Origin of the sequence: Paenibacillus sp. FSL H3-0457 (assembly GCF_037981725.1) — a bacterium.
In the GTDB taxonomy this organism is placed as follows: Bacteria; Bacillota; Bacilli; order Paenibacillales; family Paenibacillaceae; genus Paenibacillus; species Paenibacillus amylolyticus.
The window spans coordinates 6,290,311-6,308,465 of sequence record NZ_CP150283.1; the positions used below are offsets into that span (position 1 = coordinate 6,290,311).

Here is an 18,155-nt window from a genome sequence, read left to right on the forward strand (position 1 = left end):
CTTACTCCTTCCTTAACTATCTGCCTACTACGCCAGTAGAGTTAATCAATTTATCAAGCAGTTGATCAAATGTGGTCATAAAACGCGCCGATGCACTATAGGCATGCTGGAACTTAATCATGTTCGCCATCTCTTCATCCAGCGATACACCACTCACGGATTGACGACGGGTATCCACTTGCTCGACTAGGAACTCAGAGTTAGATGTCTGACGTGCTGCTTCTTGTGACTGAACTCCGAGTTGTCCCACAATAGCACTAAACTGTGCACCAATCGTTGCATTGCGAAGACCATCAGCGGACTTCATTGGTGTATCTTTCAAATTGGCAAGCAAAATGGCGAGTGTATTATTCCCTTTAATTACAGTCTCTGTACCAGAGGCATCCGAAGTACGAAGCGAAGTTGCAATCTTATTCGGATCAGCCAAAATTTCAGCATTCAATGAAATATTACCAGCTGTGATCGCTGTTCCACCACCAGATGCTGTGAAGAAGGGTGAACCCGGTGACGAAGTTCCGTCCATGCTGTATCCGAGTTGATGCAAACCGTTCAGACCCTTGACCGTAACTTTCAGATCAGTTGCAAGCGTCCGTGCCGCACCCGTGTATGTAACACCATCCAGAACAGTATTATCTGGCAAGACAGAACCCGCAGGAAGGGTGATCTCAATATCCCCATTGGCAAGTGTATTAGCTAAGTCGTCCATTTGCTTCTGATAATCAGTCACCAAAGTGTCTCTGGACTTAATCATGCCGTGGACCTCGCCGTTGGTGAGCGTGCCTGCTGTATATGCAGCATTCAGAAAAGCAGGATCAACCGCGACTTGTACCGCCCCGCCAGTGACGAGTGCCTGTCCATTCATCTGAACCTGGTATCCTTGCGGAGAATCCGTAACGGTAACGTTCATGATTTTGGACAGCTTGTCTGTCATCAGATCACGTTGGTCACGTAAATCGTTGGCATTGTCGCCAAGAGACTCTACTTTCACAATGGCACTATTAAGGTTCGCAATGTTACCCAGGTAACCTTGGATCTCATTACCTTTGACCGCGATGTTGCTATCCAAATCCTGGCTAAGCGCATCCAGTTGGCGGCTAATCTGGTTCATCGCATCCGTAAGAGCGAGTGTGGTTTCCTTGACAATCCGGCGTGCCGTAACGTCCTCAGGATTCTTACTTAGATCTGACCATGATTTATAGAAATTATCCATAACCGTCCGAAATCCGGTGTCCGATGGCTCGTTTACAATAGCTTCAAGTTTCTCAAGCGTATCTCGTTGAATGGACCAACTCCCGAAGTTGGTGTTTTCATTACGATATTGGTCGTCCAGAAATTTCTCACGCACACGAGTAATGGAGTCGAACTCCACCCCTGTACCGAGCTGTCCTGGTGTTGTGCTATGCAGAAATGCGAACGGCTCCATTGGAATGGATGCCTGCATGTTTACCTTTTGGCGTGAGTACCCTTCTGTGTTGGCATTGGCTACGTTATGGCCTGTTGTGCTAAGAGCTGTCGTCTGTGTGAACAAACTGCGTTTAGCCGTTTCGATTGAATGAAATGTAGATGTCACCTGGTTTCCCCCTAATTAATCAGGCACGCGTGTCAAACAGACCGATTCGCCCTGGATTGCCGTTCTTATCAGCAGGATGCTGATATGTGGCATCCTGTTCTGGCCGAGAAGCGAAGATGTCCATTGAGAGATCAATAAACATCAACGATTGCTCGATCAACTTTTGATTCAGTTGATTGATTTCTTTTAATTCATGCAGTGTTCCCGCCAGCTTCTTCTGGACTTCAAGCAATCGCAGTTTGTCAGCCGGATCAAAAATCAGCTTCGAGATCTCAGTAATATTCAGGTTCAGCATAGATTTGATTCCACGCTCCTGTAGCAGTTCGTGAACTGCACTCTGCCGTTCGATCTCTAATGGCTCCTGTTGTTTCATGAAACGAGATTCTTTGTTGAGGAGGGCAATGAGTTCATCTACATCATTTTTGACAATGACCTGTCTCTTGACCTCACTGAGTGCCAGCATATCGCGGTGACTTTGTTCCATTTGCTGCAAAACTGCAATCAATCTGTCCAGTGCTGCCATTACGTGATCACCTATTCCTTATCAAAAGACTTAAAATACGGCAGCAGCTTGTCAGCAAGCTTGCTACTATCTACCTGATACGTTCCCGAACTCACCTGTTCTTTGAGTTCCTGTATCCGTTGTATGCGTCCCGCATCCTGTGTACGACTTTGTTCCTCAAGCATCTTCATCGCCTCCGGAGAAATGGATACCTCGTCCTTACGGCGGCTCTTCTTGGCATCAGCCTGCTGATTGGATTCAACGTTCCTTTGATATGAATTGATGGCGCCAATTCTACTCGGTTCATTGATTTTCATTTAAAATGCACTTCCTTCCATGATTAGGAATTTATGTTGATATACGTTTTTCTTACTTCAATCTTTATGTTTTCAAAATGATTAGGATAATAAAAAAAACCGATAATCTTTAATAAGTTTATCGGTACGTTTCAAAACATTTGTTATAGCAAAACATGTATTTGAGCCCTCGCTCCTATTAATCGCGTAGTTTGTCGACAGCATTGTAGGTTCGTCCGCCTAAATTGTTGTTATCCTTCTGACCTACTTCACGAGCTGCTCCTGCCAAGTCTTTCGTTAAACGATTACGGCAAGAGTCGCACATATGACCTTCACGAATCAATGTTCCGCATACTTCACAAGGATACATCATATTCGGGGCATTCTCGATGGAAATTCGTCCCTCACGGATGAACTTGGTAATGTTTTTAATTGAAACTTCTGTTGCATCGGATAGCTCCTGTATGTTGGTACCTTTGTTTTCGCGCAAATAATCTACACAAATCTGATATTCCTTTTCTATTTCCTTAATACAGTTTGAACATACATCTCGAAAATTCAACGCATATAATTTACCACAGCGAGGACAATTACCCAGATTCATCGCTAAAACGCCCCTCTCAAACTTCCATTTCCGAATAAGATAATAACTATAGATTACCTTATTTTCTCTGATGAAGCCATAGTCTATTTGCAAAACAAAAGAAGGGAGCAGGATGCACATACACGCAACCCTGCTCCCAAATTTTATATCCCTAATTCAATGTTCTAATACTAATACAGGAGACCATACACTTGTGTTCTGATCGTTGAATGCCCGAATACGATATTTATGCAAACTGGACGGTAACAGGTCAGAATGAATAAATGTTGCATCACTGACAGTCGCCACAATTTGCCCATCTGCTTCAATTTCGTAGGATGATGAAGCTCCCCCAACCGCATCCCAAGTCAGAATAACGTTTGTTCTGTCCGAAGTTCCCTTCAGCACAGGTGTTGTTAATTGAGTCACTCCTGTTATGATCTCACTCCAAGCTCCCACACCAGAAGCATTTTTGGCACGAATCCGGAAGGTATGCTCCGTATTTGGTGCAAGTCCGCTCTTCGTATAAACAACTCCACTCACGGCAACCACCGTACCATCAATCTCCAGATCATAACCGGTAGCTCCAGTTACAGCACTCCATCTCAGCGCGATAGCCGCTGTGGTTGCAGAGTTAATACTCAAGCCTGAGACACTCGCAGGTAACGTAGTTTGGGACAATACTGCTGTCCATGCACTCACATTAGTGTCGGTCAGGGCACGAATACGATATTTATGAATGGTGCCACCAAGCACTCCATTGTGTACATACATGAGATCACTCACAGTAGCAACTACTATGCCGTCTGCCTCAATCTCATATTTTGTTGCACCAGCAACTTCATTCCATGTCAGCGTAACTGCGGTTTCTTCAGGTACAGCTTTCAGCGTTGTTGGTACATTTAATTGGGTCGAGGCGGTTATGATCTCACTCCAGCTACCGACGCCGGCAGAATTTTTGGCACGAATGCGGAAGGTATGATCTGTATTTGCTAGAAGACCGTTTTTCGTATAAGCAGATCCACTCACAGAAATCACAACGCCGTCAATTTCCAAATCGTAAGCGGTAGCGCCTGTAACAGGGTTCCATTTCAATGAAATAGCAACAGGTGTAGCGGTATTTAACATAAAACCGTTAACTGCATCAGGGATGGTGCTTTGCGTCAGCACTGCTGTCCATGCACTTGTATTGGTATCCGTCATCGCACGAATGCGATACTTATGCGCCGTTCCGGGCAGCAATGATGTATGAGTAAAGCTAGGCTCTTCTACCGTTGCTACCACTACTCCGTCAGCCTCAATCTCATACTTCGTTGCATCAGTAAGGGCTGCCCATGTCAGATTGATTGCAGTTTCTTCTGATGTTGCTTTTAATACCGGTGTATTTAGAAGTGTTGTTCCACTGATCAACTCACTCCATGCCCCTACACCTACGGCGTTCTTCGAACGGATTCGGAAGGTATGATCTGTGTTGGCTGCAAGACCACTCTTCGTATAAGCTACTCCCGTTACTGGGACAACCGTTCCATCGATCTCGAGATCATATCCCGTTGCTCCCGTTACTGCTGTCCATTTCAAGGCAATGGCTACGTTCGTAGCCGAGCTAACTGTTAATCCTGTAACGGAGGAAGGGATGGTGCTCTGCGTCAGGATTGCTGTCCATGCACTTGTATTGGTCTCGGTCAACGCACGAATGCGATACTTATGAGCGGTTCCCGGAAGCAGTGTTGTATGGGTGAAGCTAGGTTCCTCTACCGTTGTAACCACTGCTCCGTCAGCCTCAATCTCATACTTAGTCGCATCCGCAATAGCTGCCCATGTTAGGTTGATTGCAGTTTCTTCCGATGCTGCTTTTAGTACCGGTGTATTCAAAAGTGTCGTTCCATTGATGAGTTCGCTCCAAGCCCCTACACCGGCAGCATTCTTAGAACGAATACGGAAGGTATGGTCTGTATTCGCTCCAAGACCACTCTTCGTGTAGGCTACTCCCGTCACTGGGACAACGGTATCGTCGATCTCCAGATCATATCCTGTGGCTCCGGTTACTGCTGTCCATTTCAATCCAATGCCTACGTTCGTAGTTGAGCTAACAGTTAACCCTGTAACTGATGCAGGAATCGTGCTCTGTGTCAGGATTGCTGTCCATGCACTCGTATTGGTCTCAGTCAACGCACGAATGCGATATTTGTGCGCCGTTCCTGGCAGCAATGATGTATGGGTAAAGCTAGGTTCTTCTACCGTTGCCACTACTGCTCCGTCCGCTTCAATCTCATACGTCGTTGCGTCTGCTACCTCAGCCCACGTGAGGTTGACTGCAGTTTCTTCCGATGTTGCTTTTAATACCGGTGTATTTAGAAGTGTCGTTCCATTGATGAGTTCGCTCCAAGCCCCTACACCAGCGGCATTTTTCGAGTGAATACGGAAAGTGTGCTCTGTGTTAGCTGCAAGACCACTCTTCGTATATGCTACTCCCGTTACTGGGACAACGGTACCATCGATTTCCAGATCATATCCCGTTGCTCCCGTCACAGCTGTCCATTTCAAGGCAATGGCTACGCTCGTAGCCGAGCTAACAGTTAATCCTGTAACGGAGGCAGGGATGGTGCTCTGCGTCAAGATTGCTGTCCACGCACTCGTATTGGTATCCGTCAACGCACGAATGCGATACTTATGCGCCGTTCCTGGCAGCAGCGCTGCATGGCTATAGTTAGGCTCTTCTACTGTTGCCACTACTGCTCCGTCCGCCTCAATCTCGTATGTAGTCGCATCTGCTACATCAGCCCAAGTCAGATTGATATTCGTTTCTTCTGATGCCGCCTTTAATACAGGTGTATTCAACAGTGTCGTTGTACTGAGCGGATCACTCCAATCACCCACACCTGCAGCATTTTTCGAACGAATACGGAAGGTGTGTTCTGTATTCGCTGCAAGGCTACTCTTTGTGTAGGCTACGCCAGTGACAGGTACAATTGCACCGTCAATCTCCAAATCATATCCTGTCGCCCCTGTCACTGCTGTCCATTTCAGACCAATAGCTGCATTAGTGACCGAGTTTATAGTGAGATTCGAAACAGAACCGGGGAGTGTACTTTGAGACAAGATTGCAGTCCAGGCACTTGTATTGGTATCATTCAAAGCTCGTACACGATATTTATGAAGTGTCCCCGGTGATAGATCAGTGTGTGTATAAGCCGGATCTACAACAAGTCCTACGTTTACTCCATCAGCTTCCACCTCATAAGAGGTAGCCCCCTCAATTGCAGGCCATACCAAAATCATCTCTTCTTGCGATGAAATTGCTTTAAGAACAGGCGTACTTAAAAGTGTTGAAACAGTTAGCATATCAGTCCACTTACCTACGCCGCCTGTATTTTTAGATCTCAATCGAAATGTGTGCTCGCTATTGGGCGTAAGAGCCGTCTTGCTGTATGTTGTACCAGAGACCGGAACGACGACCCCATCAACCTCCAGGTCATATCCACTAGAACCTTTAATTGCAGTCCAACTTAAAGAGATTTTATTGAATGTATTTTCTGTAATTTTCAAACCACTTGCTGAGTCAGGTACAACAAGTTGCGTAGCCGTACTACTCCAGTTGCTCTCATTATCTGAAGATACTGCTTTTAATGCATAGTTATGACTGGAGTTGGCCTCCAAACCAACGTGTTCGTAATTCGTTACATTACCTAGGTCAATTGGGGCTTCACCATCAATCTGGAGTTGATATCCATCAGCATGATTAATTGCAGTCCACTCTATTATAATCTTCCCTTGCTCAGAGCTCGTAGAGATAACAGGTTCGTTAAGCAGTGTTTTGATATTAAAGACACTACTCCATTCACTTTTCCCTATAGAATTTATAGCACGTATTTTGTAAGAGTAATTTTTGTTAGGAATGAGTACGGCATCATCCAAGCTCGTACCATAATAAGGCCCCATTAAAATACCATCACGCTCAATTTCATATTGTACAGCTTCCTGTGCATGATCCCAGTGAATATGAGTCGTATTTTCACTTGAGTTACCCGTTATATTCGAAGGCACCGATGGTACGTTATTAATCGGTAACGGATTCACCTCCTGTTTGGTAAAAGAAGCGGGTTCAGCTTTACGTGTATAGTAAGGATTAAGTTCAGAGTAAAAATCTACAACTTCTCCCGTATCTGCATTTACAACCAAACTCAACTGTCTTACATCATAATCATATACATCAATTGGCGTCAGTTGACCTAGCACATTATAGTGTGTGATCGTCCATTGGCCAACTTGGTTATACGGTTGTCTGTACGTCATCTCAGTAGCAATCTCACGAACTTGGCTTAAATCAATGAGAAAAGCATTGTCGATCTGTCCAGCATATTTTGAAGTATACGATCCAAAACTTATATTGGTAATATCACTTGTGAAACCCAGGATCGACTGCATTCTGGTAAACGAATATCCTGTTGATGAAATGTTGTATGATCTCGCCCAACTCAGTTTAATTGGTTTTTGATTCACCTGTAGTTGGCCGTTGTTGTTGGTCAACACATATTGGTAATCATTACTTGATGAGACTATCCCACTTCCTACTGCTGCATGTGCCCGGTTCCCCCCGTACACGCCAAACTGTCCGAATACCAGCATGAATACTAGTAGACGGACAGTCCATAAGTAAAATCCATTTTTTCTTTTTCCTGCGACCACTTTTGTTCTCCCCTTCAACAGATATGTTGTGCCACTCCCTATGCTGTCACCTGTGGTGAACGGCAAAACTATCTATTCTGCGCGAGAAAACAAATTCCTCTTTTTTACATGTAAAAATTTTCTTATAACGATTTCATTCATCATTTCTTCAAACAACTATACTTCAAACGGTATAAATGGAATGGAGACAATCAAAATTATAACAATGATTAATAAAGGAACATATTTTCCTGTCTACTATTAATCATAATGTATAGATTCCCCGCCTAGAGTGTCTGAAGATTACTGGACAGTCATTTATTATTTGGATTCACCTCCTAAGATCTTGCCAGTGTCAGTGTGTATATCTCGACCGGAATCTCCATGTGGAAGCCAGAATTTAGAATAACCCGGCCACAAGCGTCCAAAGTGCTACCTGTTGTGTATATATCATCGATCAGCAGTAACCGTATGGGTGTGGCATGCGATATGCCCATATGTGTTGGCAGATGAGATCCCTTGTATAGCTCTTCAATTAACTTCGTGCCATCCGGGTTGATGGAAAAAGCGTTCTTCATCGTTTCAATACGCTCACCGCGTGATTTGAAGCTTTGTTTGGTGGTGTTGATCTGGCGCTGCAACAGATCCACGATGGGTAGGCGGCAGGCGGTGGCGAGCCCAGCAGCCAGCCGCTCCGCCTGATTGAAGCCACGCTCGGCAAGCCGCTCGCTGCTCACCGGGACATAGGTGACCGCGTCAGGCCGCCATTGTGGCTTCGTTTGTTGAGCATGTGTGGCGGAATGAGCCACGGGGGCTGGGGGTTCTTTTGCCAAAGCAGAATTTCGTTCTTCGCTCATCGCTTGAAAGGCTTGAATCAACAGCGCGGTTAGGAGCGGCGCGTATCTTTCATGGCCTCGAAATTTGTACATTCCAATCCATTCTCTCATAAGAGCGTTGTACTGTACGGCGCTGCGGTTGGCGATAAAAGAACGGTTTTGCATGTGTGGACGAGCACAGTCCGGGCACCCAACACCCCGACCACAACGCAGGCAACGGATGGAACGGATCCATGGAATTTGCTTCACACAACGTGGGCATATGCCTGGATAAGTTGAAGACAGAATCGCTCGAGTGCCACATGTCAAACAAGTCGCTCCCGGTGGGGCGAGCAGGTGATGGAGACGCTGGGTCAGGTGTTGCGCGTGATCGGTTATGTTGCTGAGCCAGTTGAACATAGGGGGCATACCTCCAGTCTCGGGAATGTATTGTGAAATGCGGATACGAACTGGGCAGATGACAATTATGTCTTGGATGGTGGATGCAGGTAACCTTTGCGACGAGCGATAGCGTTCATTTTCCGAATCTGTGAAACAGCCTTCACCTGGGAACGTGTCCGACGCGACGATGCAAAAACCACTCTACCCGCTGGGTCATCCATGGAACGCCCTGCTCTACCCGCCATCTGGACCAGTGAAGCTTCATCAAAGAGACCATTGTCTGCATCCAATATAAAAACATCACTGCGCGGAATGGTCACGCCACGCTCCAGAATTGTTGTCGTTACGAGCAAACGAATTTTACGTTCACGAAAGGCTATAACTTTGCTAGCGCGGTCAGGATCCTGAGATGAAGTTCCTTCGATATGGATTCCGGGAAAAGTACGACGCATCAGGTTCACAAACGCCTCAATCTGGGCAATGCGTGTCACAAAGACAAATACCTGGGCGTCACGCTTCAATGAAATTTGGATGTTAGTCCTCAAGGCAGAGGGAAGATTTCGTTTCTTAATACATTCAGCAACGGTAACCATCTTGACCAATCTTGGCACGGGCAAAGGATGACGGTGGAAACGTACTGGAACTTTGGCATGAGTGAGTTTCCCCCGTGCTGCTTCCCTCTGGAGCCGAGCAGGTGGTGTGGCAGATAGATAGACAAAATTCCCGTCCGGTTTACAGGAGGATGCCGCCGCGTGAGCGAGCATGGGATCGTTGTGATAAGGGAAAGCATCTAGTTCGTCGATGATGACGAGATCAAACCCCTGATAAAAACGCATCAGTTGGTGTGTGGTCGCGAGCGTAAGCTGAGCGTCTTTCCAGCGTTCGTCACTGCCTCCGTATAGGGTAGCGAGCGAGGTGTCCGGAAAAGCTTTAGCTAGACGCGGAGCCAGTTCCAGCACCACATCCCTGCGCGGCGTAGCGACCAGTGCTCGTCCGCCACGATCCAATGTATGTTGGAGCAAGGGGAATATCATCTCGGTCTTGCCGGCCCCGGTCACGGCCCACAGCAAGAACCGCCCCGGCCCATCCCCTGCGGGCGGCCGAGCCAAAAACGCGAGCGCCGCAGCTGCTGCCGCGCTCTGCGCTGCGCTAAGCCCCCACCGGGCGAGCCCGCCGCCGGTGGGGGCCAAGGCCGTGCCACGTGGTGCTTCGCCGCGTCGTGGCACGGCCCCTTGCGCTGCACTGCGTAGCAGCAGCGCACAGGCACGGCTGCGCCCCAGCGCGAGGCAAGCCTCGCAGTAGGCGCACGCCGCCAGGCCGCAGGCAGCGCAGGGCACGCGCTGCCTGGCTTCGCTGCCACAACGGTGGCAGCGGGGCGCGCTCTGCGCGCGTCCTAGCCACGCGTGCCGACGGCGCGTGGCAGGCCCTTCGAGGGCGGCTGTGATACTCAGCCGCCCGTGCAAGCGCGCGAGCTGCGCAGCCGCGCGCCACTCCTTTGGCGGCTGGGCGGTATCCGCCAGCAACGCCTCCGCCTCGGCCGCCAGTAATTGGCGGCCGCTGATCCGCTCAGCCAGCAGGGCCGCGTCCCGCTCCAGCTGAGCCCACTGCCCGGCGGGATACGGCTCTGGCATCCCGCCTACCTGATTGCCACGCACAGCGGTACTTCCCGCTTTGCCCGCTATGCCTTTTCTGGCCTCTGTTTCCCCAGAGGCCAATTCATACACATCCAGCTTCCGTGCAAGATAACTCTGCCATTCGCGCTGGCCCCACTGATCCATACCTCGCTCCATCTCATAATGTTCAACCAACCAGGATGCCTGACTTAACGGTAACGCCTTGTCTAACAGCAACCAGCGCAGCACATGTCGCCCACTTCCTCCCTCCAGCCACCAAGCCACATCCACTCGAATATCGAGTGATAACAACATGCTCCACCCTTCCCCTACACGGCACACATACAAAGCAACCTTCATTTAATCTCCTCCCCCATCGTACTTTCTCCTGAACGCAAAAAAAGCACATGCCAACCCGGCTGTTCGCCGGAGCATGTGCTTCATGTCCATATTCCATCTTCGTATGATCAATCTACTTATCACTATACCAATTGAATCTTTACATCACAAGGTTAGTCACACAACGTGATCCATCACACCAATTCTGCTAATAACCAGAATCTTTCTATAAAATTGCGAAACTTTTTCCAATCTGAATCGTCTATACTTTTAAATTAAGAGTTCTGACTTCGAAAAGTTTATTTTAATACTCATGAACTCGTCAAAACCCAGACAATAACCATAGATTGCATAAAAACCCATTTTTAATTTAAAAGCAGACTTGGCTACAATTACAAAAAAAGACTACAGCTTCTGCTGTAATCTTTTCACTGTAGATCTGCGAAATGTTAATCCCATTTCCGTTCACATGATAATTTATTGCTCTGACTCACGCAAATCAATCAGGCGAAACGTGTGATCGGTCTGTGCTACCCGTTCAATATCAGCAGGGACAGCAGGCAGATAAGATGTCTCCATGCCTTGCCTTTGCATAAGCTTTTCAATAATCGTAATCGTTTCCGCTTCTGTACGATCAGCAACAACGGTTAATCTGAAGCTCTTACCACGGTATAACAATTCCCGGCAAAGTTCTCTTACAATGCCTTCGATCCGCCCTGCCTGATTGGAAGGGATAAGCAGAATCTGCTCGAAACCTTCAGATTCCGGACGGGAAAGATGGCGCTGGTGCATGGCATGAACGGCCATTGCCGCCAGGAAGTATATGAGCAGAATCATAGTCAGATGAGCAACCATGGCAACTGCACCTCCTCGGAAGGTCATGCTCACCCATGGCGAACATCCCTGTATACAACAAGTATATGCTGTACTTCCTGAAGGGTTACACTTGCATTTCCTATCACTCATATTCCACGCTGATCGACACCGGACGAAGAAAGACAGGCCAGGTCATTCATTCACGCCTAAGCTTGAACATATGTTCCGCACAACCTTACACTTTGCTCATTTGCAGTGATAAAGTCCATTAACCCGCAGACCAATCCAACATTCTGGAAAGGGCGCGAGTGAACACCAATCTATACTTCGTCTAGGTTGAATCAACCAATGGACTGACTTACCGTAAGAATACTGCTTTACAAAAAACATAAGGTATTAGAGCGTAACCCAACCATATTTGATCGAATTGATAACAGCTTGCGTACGGTCGTCCACTTCCATCTTCTGCAGAATACTGCTGACATGGTTTTTTACTGTTTTTTCACTGATGAACAGGAATTCACCAATCATTTTATTGCTCTTACCTTCTGCCATCAAGCGAAGCACTTCAGCCTCACGACGTGTGAGCGGGTTATTGTCGCCAGCGACAAATTTAACACCTGCTTCCTTCGAAGCTCCTTCACTCATTGCCCCTGTTTCATTAAGGTACGTCATACGACGCAGCTGCATGATCAGTTTGCCTGTTACTTTCGGGTGTATGAACGCATGTCCTTCATGCACGGAACGAATCGCATTGATCAGAGACTCGGCCTCCATATCCTTCAGCAAGTATCCGTTAGCCCCTTTACGAAGCGTCTCAAATACATAACTTTCATCATCATGAATGGACAGGATAATTACTTTGACATCAGGGAACAGCTCACGCAATTTCTCCGTTGCTTCAACCCCGTTTTCGATTGGCATGTTGATATCCATCAATACGATATCAGGTTTATCCTGATTGCAGAATTCGAGCACTTGAATACCATCGCCGCATTCGCCGATGACCTCAATGTCGTCCTCCATATTTAAAATGCGTTTCAGTCCCTCACGGAACAGCTGATGATCATCAGCCAAAAGAACTTTAATCGATGCTTTACCAGTATCACGGTTTTCCATCATCCTGCTACTCCTTTCCCTTATCCACGTTTGTCGGGATATGAATCACTATTTTGGTTCCTTGATTTTCTCCGGATTCAATCTCTATTCTTCCTTCTAACAGTTCAACCCGTTCTCTCATCCCAATCAGACCGAAGTGGGTATGATCCTTGCTTTTCTTCGCAAGAAGCTCCGGTTTGAACCCAAGCCCATTGTCCTGAACGACAATTTTGACGAGCTGAGCCTGGTATGTAATTTCCACTACAACATATGTGGGATAAGCATGCTTTGCAGCATTCGACAGACCTTCCTGCACAAGGCGGTAGATTGCAGCCTCCATGGCTGAAGATAAACGATGTTCCTTACCTCTTGTTTCAAAAAGCGACCGGATTTTCGTTTTTACCTCAAAATCCTGCACGTACTTCCGAAGCGTTGGAATCAGTCCCAGATCATCCAGTGCCATAGGACGCAGATTGAAAATAACTTTTCTCATTTCTTCAAGACTGGAACGAACCTGGCCTTTCAAATCTACTATTTCGGCCTGGACCATCTTAAAATCCTGCTTAATGAGCATTCTTTCTACAATTTCCGTCCTAAGCACTAGATTGGCGAGCATCTGGGCAGGCCCGTCATGAATTTCACGAGCAATACGTTTCCGCTCTTCTTCCTGGGCCAAAATTATTTTCAAACCAATCATTTGTCGATTTTTGGCATTTTCAATGATCCGGGTCACTTGACCTAGTTCACCTGACAGGTATTCGAGTACAACACCCATCTGCGAACCGATGGTCTCGGCACGCTCCACAGAAGCTTCCACATTTTTGGCACGCTTCTGTAGGTCATCCCGACGAGCCTTCAGATACATTTCCTTCTCACGATAAATCATCAGATCCAGCTGCAGCTGTGTTGCTTTCTCATATGCCTGCTTGATATCATGCTCGGAATAACGGACAAAGTCGCGGCTAACCTCAGTCAGCCGGATCCGGGAACGGCGGTAGTTCAGCTCCAACTGATCTACTTTCTCGATCGTTTCCGCCGTCTCCTTCAACACCGACTTCAACTCCTCGTTGAGTGTTTTTAGCTCATCGCGAGTCGAGTCCATGATTTCGAACATTTGATATTTGCTGTTTTCCATGACTTGTATGGCGTTTTTAATGACGCGGTCTATGGCATCGGCTTGTAAATCCACGTTTGTTCGACTCCATTTCTATCGTTTCCGGTATATATCATACCATATCACGATGAGATGGTAACGGTCTTCGTTTTCTGTTCCCATTTTACAGTGAGACCAAGTTGCTCGGAAACGAGTCTGAGCGGGACTAAAGTCCTACCACCCGTTACGTATGGTGCAACAGTTGCGCTCTGTCTTTTACCATTCAGAATGAATTCTTTCTGCCCTACAACCAGATCAATCAGCTTGCCACCACGTAATACCGTGATCCGCTGATTTTTGCTATCCCAGCTTGCCTGACCACCAAAAGCGTCCAAAACATGTTTGATTGGCACATACGTTGTACCATTTTTAAGGACCGGTGCTGCATCAATCGCTTTTTTCGTTCCGTTCACCGTCATCGATTTCTGTCCAAGCACAAGTGAGGCAGTCCCCGTAGGCAATCCGACTTCACTTGACTTGGAAGGCATCGTGAATGCGATGTTGTCAAAAGCAACCGTACCTGATTTCGCACGCTCATCCTGACCTTCCTCCACGTTCACCACATAGACCCGCTTCAGCTTCGCCGGATAGGCGATGTTCAGTCCATTCAGGTCCACGCTCAGCTTCTTCCACCCGTTCCAGTCAATCGCCTTGGCGAGATCGGCATATACCGTTTTGCCATTGGCATCCGTGAATTCGGCACGTAACCAGTTCAGGCTTTTATCTCCCATAACATCCATTGACATCGATGTAGCTGCAGCAGATACCTCTCTACCGGTAGAGCCATTCAGTTGTGCATAAGCGTACATTTTGCCTGTTCCAGCAGTCATATCATAACCGAGTTGCAGTACATTGGAGCCGGATTTTTCACCAGTTCCTGCTGTGACGGTTGCCGTACCAGTTACACCCGCTGCGTTCGTTGTGAAGCTGATCGGATAATTCACATTTTCGAAGTTCTCCCAGATCGTTTCGCTGGCAGAAGCCGAGAGTACTACAACTGTGCTGTAACCATCATAACGACCAATCGCATATCCTACTTGTGCACCAGAATTGACAGAAGATACGGTTAATTGGTCAGCAGTGACTTTACCTTTGAACCCGATAAATTCCCATGTCAGCGAGTCCGCCGGAACCGTAACACTTTGTCCACTCTTCGTTGTTGCCGTTACAGGAATCGACATCGTTGTGCCCGCTTTGAGCGAACCGAGGCCTGATCCTGCTGTCAGGGAAGCCAGTTCACTTCCACCCAGTACCGATACTTTAATGGCGGATGAAGCTCCATTGCTCGTTGCCGTCAGCGTTGCTGTTCCTGGCTTCACGCCTTTGATCGTTCCGTTGCTGACACTCACGATACCGTTGTTGCTGGACTTCCAGGACATGCTGATATCGCCTGTTGCGATCGGGTTGTAGTAGGTGTCATATCCTTTGGCTGTGTACTTGCCCTCTTGACCCACCAGCAACGTTTGGCTGCCACTCACGGCAAAGCCCTTCAGTTTACCTACAGGAGCCGTAGAGAACACACCTAGCGTGTTTACAACCTGACGTTGCTCGGTGCCATACTCTGTGTTGAACGTCAGACCGGCGGTCTGCTCACCTAACGGACGGGTTACCATGGTTGTGGAGCCGCCTCCATCCAGGTTCATGCCTTTCCAGACACCCACACTGGTCATAAAGGATTGCAGTTCCGTCAGCGACATCCCACTGCTGTTACTGTTTTTCTCCGCTGCAATGATATAGACATACCGACCATCCTGGGAGTATCCTACTGCCGTTCTTGCACGAATGCCACCGATGCCGGAAGATGCGATATCACGGGAAAAGGAAGCTGCCTTGCCACCGTTTACCAAAATGGTGTGACCGCCAATCATCATCTCCAAATTACTCGGATCAACCGATTGTCCGGTTGTTTTGGCTTTTAGCTTGTAATCCGCATCTAAGGTTTGTCCAACAGATAAATGGCTCATGATCCATGTCGCCGCTGTTCCATGCGCACGCAAAATGTACCCATCCTTCGGCACCGTCATGTTTAGCGCTTTTTTATCCGAGATTTGGGTGATTACTCCGTTCTGCACAAGAACCTCTGTTGGGGTTGTGGAAGGATCATTTGGTCGTTTGCTCGATGTCCATGCCGGTGTATAAATATACATCGAGTTGGCATGACTATACTTCACCGCACCCGACTCTACTGTATAATCCTCTTTATTTATCCCACGCAAAGCAAAGGTTGAACCATCCTGTGCCTTCACAGTTCCGTCAAAGGAATACTCGTCGATCATCGGTTTGCCATCCTTGGTCACCGTCAGGGCATACATGCCTGACAGCTCAGAAGGTGTGGAGACCAGCACGCCATCGGAGACCTGTCCACCAATGGGTGCGAGCTCGCCGGATACATTGAAGTAATCGCCATTTACAGCAGCTACTGCACCGTTTTCCTTGGCCATGGCACCTGTGCTCTGTTTACTGTTCAGATTACCGCCCTTGCCTGTCATCACATCCAGCTTCACATACGGGTTCTGCAGATCCACCTGGATTACATCCGCCAGTACGTTGACCTTGGAACCGGAACGTGTTGTTGTATATCTGTATTTCATGAGCTTCGCACCCGAAGTCAGAATTTCTTCACTCAACTTGCTTGTATTTGTAGATGCTGCAGCGGCCACCGATTGCCACGAAGTGCCTGACCACATCTGCCCGCCTGCGCTCATCACCGGTGCAATCCAGATCACACCCGCCAGCGTCACAATCGCCCATTTCTTCACCTTACTGCCCTTAACGTCTTCCAGCTGTTTCTCATGTTTCCCCAGCATGTCTGAAACGTCTCTCCCATCTTGTATATCAATCTTAGACATCACGAACACTGCCAAGTAGGCAGCCGATAGCGAGATCTCTAGTATACTCTTCTATTAATAGACTGCTTTTTGTGGAAAAAGTTACGCCCCCAGCTAACTTTGAGGGGATTCTTGGCAAAAAGAAACCCATGTATGCAATTAGCTACTCATACATAGGAATTTATCTGTATACTGATATTCGTTATATTTTCAATTTAACTCTGGGAAATGAATTTCGGGTAACATTCGATTGGGGTCCTCTTCGTTCACACCAATGTCATGATCATAACTATAATTCCAGTGCCCATTGGCGTAATCGAGGTAGATCAGCGCCTCATATATAGAATGGTTCTGCTCTCTGTTCTCTGAAATGTAGCTCCATTCCAAGGTTGCATGAACAACAGCCTGCTTCTCCCCAAGGAACACGACTCGTTCATTAGACATATGATACGTAGTGTCTCCATACTCAAAAGAAGCTCTTGTAATGTGCTCCCATGTCCTCCATTCATCAACTGCATTTGCGTTAATTCGTTCAATATCAAATGGCGAAGTATATTTATACGTTAAATCAAAATCTTTCTGATTATATGCTCTATAATATGTCTTTAAGTCAGATAGGACTCTTTGTTGCTCATCATTAAAATTCTCTTTTACTATATTTACAGATTTATCGATATCTTCTGGAAGCGCAGTATTACTGGAAAGATATCGATCCTGAAGTATTTTCCACTGATTGTTCTCCTTTATAATTCGAAATACGACCTCATGTTGGTCATTTATTACCTGATTATTATGAATATAAGTAACGTACAATAATGCCTGGTTCGCAGATTCGTATGTAATGCTTGTTATATCAACATTGTAGATTCGATCAGGGATTTCTCTTTCTTGGGGTGCAATCCAACTCTCAGTCAGATAAAATCTCTGCATATGTTTAGAAGCTAGTAGTTTTACAGTGAAAGCTCTATCATATGTTGTTATCAAATCAAGTATCTCTTTCTCTTGACCATACCCATACTGCACCATCCACGCCGTATTCGACTTTTTATCATACTTAACCGCATGCTTGGTTAACCAGGCGGCATAACGGATAGGTAAAAAGAATTTTCCATCAATCTGAATACCTGGCCTTTGTAATTCGTAGTAATCTCCCGATCCACTAATGTAACCATCGTCCGGTAGAAAGATAAATTTTGATTTCCCGATCTTAACTGAAATCTCTCGATCTACCACTGAGTAATCCGCTTGGTACCCCATTAGTTGAATAAACTCTCGAAACGGAACATACACCGTTCCTGATTTTGTCATCAGTTTAATATTTGTTGGCTTTTCATTTACGTACAGTTGTATGGATTCTTTATTATCTTGAGCATACGCCAGTGATGGTATAGATATTAACCCCAGAACGAGGACAAAAACTAGCATTTTTTTAAGCAAATTTACACCCTCTATCCATGAAATTTATGACTTTATAA

Annotated in this window: 12 protein-coding genes; all 12 read right to left on the minus strand. The window is 46.8% G+C overall.

Going from position 1 to position 18,155, the window contains the following annotated elements:
* Positions 1-16 precede the first annotated feature (16 nt).
* Positions 17-1,570 carry a flagellar hook-associated protein FlgK gene (flgK, locus tag MHH25_RS27795; RefSeq protein WP_340018636.1) on the minus strand — a complete coding sequence of 518 codons (1,554 nt, stop codon included), beginning with the start codon at positions 1,568-1,570 and terminating at the stop codon, positions 17-19.
* A 19-nt stretch (positions 1,571-1,589) separates the two neighbouring features.
* Complete coding sequence (locus MHH25_RS27800) at positions 1,590-2,093, minus strand: flagellar protein FlgN (protein WP_145149342.1); 504 nt, start codon at positions 2,091-2,093, stop codon at positions 1,590-1,592.
* A gap of 11 nt (positions 2,094-2,104) precedes the next feature.
* The gene (flgM, locus tag MHH25_RS27805; RefSeq protein ID WP_047840678.1) at positions 2,105-2,389 is read right to left on the minus strand and encodes a flagellar biosynthesis anti-sigma factor FlgM; all 285 of its coding nucleotides are present in this window, start codon (positions 2,387-2,389) and stop codon (positions 2,105-2,107) included.
* 178 nt (positions 2,390-2,567) lie between these two features.
* Positions 2,568-2,972 carry a TIGR03826 family flagellar region protein gene (locus MHH25_RS27810; RefSeq protein WP_047840679.1) on the minus strand — a complete coding sequence of 135 codons (405 nt, stop codon included), beginning with the start codon at positions 2,970-2,972 and terminating at the stop codon, positions 2,568-2,570.
* A gap of 156 nt (positions 2,973-3,128) precedes the next feature.
* Positions 3,129-7,637 carry a fibronectin type III domain-containing protein gene (locus tag MHH25_RS27815; RefSeq protein WP_340018637.1) on the minus strand — a complete coding sequence of 1,503 codons (4,509 nt, stop codon included), beginning with the start codon at positions 7,635-7,637 and terminating at the stop codon, positions 3,129-3,131.
* A gap of 317 nt (positions 7,638-7,954) precedes the next feature.
* Positions 7,955-8,761 carry a ComF family protein gene (locus MHH25_RS27820; protein WP_340018638.1) on the minus strand — a complete coding sequence of 269 codons (807 nt, stop codon included), beginning with the start codon at positions 8,759-8,761 and terminating at the stop codon, positions 7,955-7,957.
* A gap of 155 nt (positions 8,762-8,916) precedes the next feature.
* Positions 8,917-10,059, minus strand: coding sequence for a helicase-related protein (locus MHH25_RS27825; protein ID WP_314825578.1), 1,143 nt, complete (start codon positions 10,057-10,059; stop codon positions 8,917-8,919).
* A gap of 1,203 nt (positions 10,060-11,262) precedes the next feature.
* Complete coding sequence (locus MHH25_RS27830) at positions 11,263-11,640, minus strand: hypothetical protein (RefSeq protein ID WP_036612497.1); 378 nt, start codon at positions 11,638-11,640, stop codon at positions 11,263-11,265.
* 357 nt (positions 11,641-11,997) lie between these two features.
* On the minus strand, positions 11,998-12,720 hold the full coding sequence (locus MHH25_RS27835) for a response regulator transcription factor (RefSeq protein WP_026081439.1): 723 nt from the start codon (positions 12,718-12,720) through the stop codon (positions 11,998-12,000).
* Between the two features lie 7 nt (positions 12,721-12,727).
* Positions 12,728-13,888, minus strand: a complete 1,161-nt coding sequence (locus MHH25_RS27840; protein WP_036612500.1) for a sensor histidine kinase — start codon at positions 13,886-13,888, stop codon at positions 12,728-12,730.
* Between the two features lie 47 nt (positions 13,889-13,935).
* Complete coding sequence (locus MHH25_RS27845; RefSeq protein WP_340018639.1) at positions 13,936-16,659, minus strand: stalk domain-containing protein; 2,724 nt, start codon at positions 16,657-16,659, stop codon at positions 13,936-13,938.
* Between the two features lie 231 nt (positions 16,660-16,890).
* Positions 16,891-18,117, minus strand: coding sequence for a stalk domain-containing protein (locus MHH25_RS27850; protein WP_076328740.1), 1,227 nt, complete (start codon positions 18,115-18,117; stop codon positions 16,891-16,893).
* Positions 18,118-18,155 lie beyond the last annotated feature (38 nt).

Excerpts from the sequence above, each read along its gene's own strand:
- MHH25_RS27800 (WP_145149342.1), bottom strand. The coding sequence starts at position 2,093 with ATGGCAGCACTGGACAGATTGATTGCAGTTTTGCAGCAAATGGAACAA.
- flgM (WP_047840678.1), bottom strand. The coding sequence starts at position 2,389 with ATGAAAATCAATGAACCGAGTAGAATTGGCGCCATCAATTCATATCAA.
- MHH25_RS27810 (WP_047840679.1), bottom strand. The coding sequence starts at position 2,972 with ATGAATCTGGGTAATTGTCCTCGCTGTGGTAAATTATATGCGTTGAAT.
- MHH25_RS27830 (WP_036612497.1), bottom strand. The coding sequence starts at position 11,640 with ATGGTTGCTCATCTGACTATGATTCTGCTCATATACTTCCTGGCGGCA.
- MHH25_RS27835 (WP_026081439.1), bottom strand. The coding sequence starts at position 12,720 with ATGGAAAACCGTGATACTGGTAAAGCATCGATTAAAGTTCTTTTGGCT.
- MHH25_RS27845 (WP_340018639.1), bottom strand. The coding sequence starts at position 16,659 with ATGCTGGGGAAACATGAGAAACAGCTGGAAGACGTTAAGGGCAGTAAG.